The organism is Hydrogenimonas sp., from assembly GCF_029933015.1.
In the GTDB taxonomy this organism is placed as follows: domain Bacteria; phylum Campylobacterota; class Campylobacteria; order Campylobacterales; family Hydrogenimonadaceae; genus Hydrogenimonas.
The window spans coordinates 1-2,974 of record NZ_JAOZOZ010000174.1 but is presented as its reverse complement, the minus strand read 5'-3'; the positions used below and the strand labels follow the sequence as shown (position 1 = coordinate 2,974).

5 protein-coding genes and 1 pseudogene are annotated in these 2,974 nt (G+C 57.0%); all 6 read right to left on the bottom strand.

What is annotated here, in order from left to right; genetic code table 11:
- Positions 1–154, bottom strand: a pseudogene (locus Q1K23_RS08875) (tryptophan synthase subunit beta); the annotation flags it as partial.
- Entirely contained in the window at positions 154–705 is a 552-nt protein-coding gene (locus tag Q1K23_RS08870; protein WP_300363949.1) for an adenine phosphoribosyltransferase, read from the bottom strand. The pseudogene Q1K23_RS08875 and the gene Q1K23_RS08870, both read right to left, overlap by 1 nt.
- 121 nt (positions 706–826) lie before the next feature.
- The gene (locus Q1K23_RS08865) at positions 827–1,159 is read right to left on the bottom strand and encodes a hypothetical protein (protein ID WP_300363947.1); all 333 of its coding nucleotides are present in this window, start codon (positions 1,157–1,159) and stop codon (positions 827–829) included.
- Positions 1,159–1,602, bottom strand: coding sequence for a ribose 5-phosphate isomerase B (gene rpiB, locus Q1K23_RS08860; protein ID WP_300363945.1), 444 nt, complete (start codon positions 1,600–1,602; stop codon positions 1,159–1,161). The genes Q1K23_RS08865 and rpiB overlap by 1 nt, the downstream gene beginning before the upstream one ends.
- 39 nt (positions 1,603–1,641) lie before the next feature.
- Positions 1,642–2,298 (bottom strand): site-2 protease family protein, encoded by a 657-nt coding sequence (locus tag Q1K23_RS08855; RefSeq protein ID WP_300363943.1) that lies wholly within the window; start codon positions 2,296–2,298, stop codon positions 1,642–1,644.
- The coding region (gene lepB / locus Q1K23_RS08850) for a signal peptidase I (protein WP_300363942.1) at positions 2,288–2,974 on the bottom strand (687 nt) is incomplete at its 5' end. The genes lepB and Q1K23_RS08855, both read right to left, overlap by 11 nt.

Sequence of the window (2,974 nt, the reverse complement as noted above, 5' to 3'; positions counted from 1 at the left end):
CTTCCCAGAAGGTTTCGTCGAAACGGATTTTGGCGTAGGCTTCGTCGAGCTCCTGGAGGATCGGCATCAGTGTCTCGGGGACGTAGCGTCCGCCGAAGATTCCGAAGTGGCCGAGCTCGTCGGGATCGAACCGCAGAGGTTTGGGGATGTACATCAGACCACCTCCAGGATATGGTAGACGGGGGCCAGGCCTTCGAGTTTTTTCGTGCCGTTCAGGAAAGTGAGATTGATGATGAAACAGGCTTCGACGCACTCGGCCTTGGCGTCGCGGATCAGCTTCGCCGCCGCTTCCGCCGTACCGCCCGTGGCGATCAGGTCGTCGATCAGCAGGACGCGGGCGCCCTCTTCGTTGCGGAAAGCGTCGATATGGATTTCGATCTCGTCGACCCCGTACTCGAGGGCGTACTTCTCGCCGATCGTCGTGTGGGGAAGTTTCCCGCTTTTGCGTACCGGAACGAACCCGATCCCCAGCTTCGCCGCCAGCGCCGCCCCGAAGATGAAGCCCCGGCTCTCGATGCCCGCGACGTAGTCGAGATCCATTTCGGAGTATCTGGCCGTCAGGTGGTCCATCAGTAGATTGAAGGCTTCCGGATCGTTCAGCAGGGTCGTGATATCCTTGAAGAGGATGCCCGGTTTCGGAAAGTCGGGAACGTCCCGGATGGAATCCATCAGAAATTTTTTCTGTTCGTCGGTCAATGTTTTCATGGGAAAACCTTTTTGAATGAAAAATTAAAAACGAAAAATGAAAAATTAAGGAGGCGGCTTTGCCGCTTCCATTGGAACAAGCCGGCTGGAAGCCGGCGAACTCAAAACTCAGTACTCAACACTAAATAAGTGCTTCGATTCTCGATTCGAGCTCCTTGATCCGTTTTTTGAGCTTTTCGTTTTCGATGCGGTACTGGCTGTTGCGCTGTTTGAGCGCTTTGATCTCACGGCGCAGTTTGTTCATCTGCTCGTTGAGGATGTCGATGTTTCCCAGAGCCCGCTGAAGCTGGATCTGGTATTTGCGTATCAGCACTTCGGCCTCTTTGAGGGTCAGCTTCATCACGTCGTTGTTCTTCTGCTCCTTGATCGTCAGGCTTTTGAAATAGAACATCTTGACGACGACGAAGATCACCAGAAGCAGAGAAAAGGTGACGAGCGACCACTCCAGAAGCATCAGTCTCTCTTTTCGAGGGCCATGATCTTTTCGACACGTCCTTCGTGACGGCCGCCCTCGAAGGGTGTCGTCGTGAAGGCATGGATCATCGATTCGATGACACCGGCACCGCTGACGCGCTCACCGAAACAGAGGATGTTGGCGTCGTTGTGGGCCCGCGCCATCTGCGCCGTGTAGAAGTCCTGGCAGTGGGCGGCACGGATGCCGTCGATCTTGTTGGCGGCGATGCTCATGCCCAGACCCGTTCCGCAGATCAGCACGCCGCGGCTCCCTTTTTCGGCGGCGACGGCCCGCGCCACTTTTTCCGCGAAATCGGGGTAGTCGACCCTCTCGTCCGTATCGGGTCCCATGTCTTCGACTTCGAAACCGCGGTTTTTGAGCATCTCGACGACGAGGCCTTTGACGGCGAATCCGGCATGATCGCTTCCGACGTAGTATTTCATCCCACTCTCCTTGCTGCTTTTGAGCGAATTATATTCAAATTATCCCAAGAAAAGGTTGATAAGCCACTTGGCGGGCAGAAAAAACCAGTCCGCCAGCGGCGTGGCGATGACGACGATCAGAAGAACCATGCCGACCGGCTCGATCTTGTTGAGCAGGTCGATGACGCTCTTCCAGCGGTACTCCATCGCCAAGTACCGCAGGGCATTGGCGCCGTCGAGCGGCGGGAAAGGCCAGAGATTGAAGACGCCCAGAACGATGTTGTAGATGACCGAATACATAAGAAAAAGGAGGGCGAACGCTCCGATCAGCGACTGGGGCTGCGGTGTGAAAAAGGCGTTGAAGAGCAGCGCCGAAACGCCTGCGAGAACGAAATTCCACGTAACGCCGGCCAGCGCCACGGCGACGGCACCTCTGTAGCCGCCGTTACGGATGACGGTCGTGATATTGACGGGCACCGGTTTGGCCCAGCCGAAGAGAAAGGGGGCGCCGCTGATATAGAGCAGGGCGGGGACCAGGATCGTTCCGATCGGGTCCACGTGGACGATGGGGTTGATGCTGAGGCGTCCCGCCGCTTTCGCTGTCACGTCACCGTAACGGTAGGCCACCCAGCCGTGCATGATCTCGTGGCCGATGATGGCGATCATCAGAGCCAGTACGATGGCGGCGATTTTGACGATTTCGACCTCACTCGACATAACGGGGCTCTTCTCTTTCCAGAGTCTCTACGTTTCTGCCGATGCGGTCCCAGCGGATCGCATAGTTCTCATCCCAGCTGAAGTAGATGAACCAGGGTTTGCCGACGATGAGACGGTAGGGGACGGTCCCCCAGAAGCGGCTGTCGTTGGAGTGGTCGCGGTTGTCGCCCATCATGAACCAGTGCTCCTCCTCGACACGTACGGGACCGAACTCGAAAATCTCGATCGGCTGCATACCGTCGTCGATCACTTTCGGATCGTTGTGGATGCCGGGAAACTCGTCGCGGTAGGGGTTTCGCACGAAAAGGATCCCCTTGATGTCGACGATCTTCTCCTTCGGGAAGTTGGCGGCGATGTAGTCGTTGCCTTCGTGGGGATGGAGGTAGAGCTCCTTGTTGTGCAGGAAGAGAATGTCTCCGCCGACGGCGACGCACCGTTTGACGTAGTGGATCTTTTCGTTTCGGGGATAGCGGAAGATGACGATGTCACCCCGTTTGGGCCCTTCGGAGGCGATGATGTGGCCGTCACCGTCGGTGTCGAAGCCCACCGGGATCTCCAGCCACGGAATGTGGGGAACCGGCACGCCGTAGGCGAACTTCTTGACGAAGAGGTGGTCGCCTATGAGAAGCGTGTTTTTCATCGAACCGCTGGGGATGACGAATGCCTGGGCGACGAA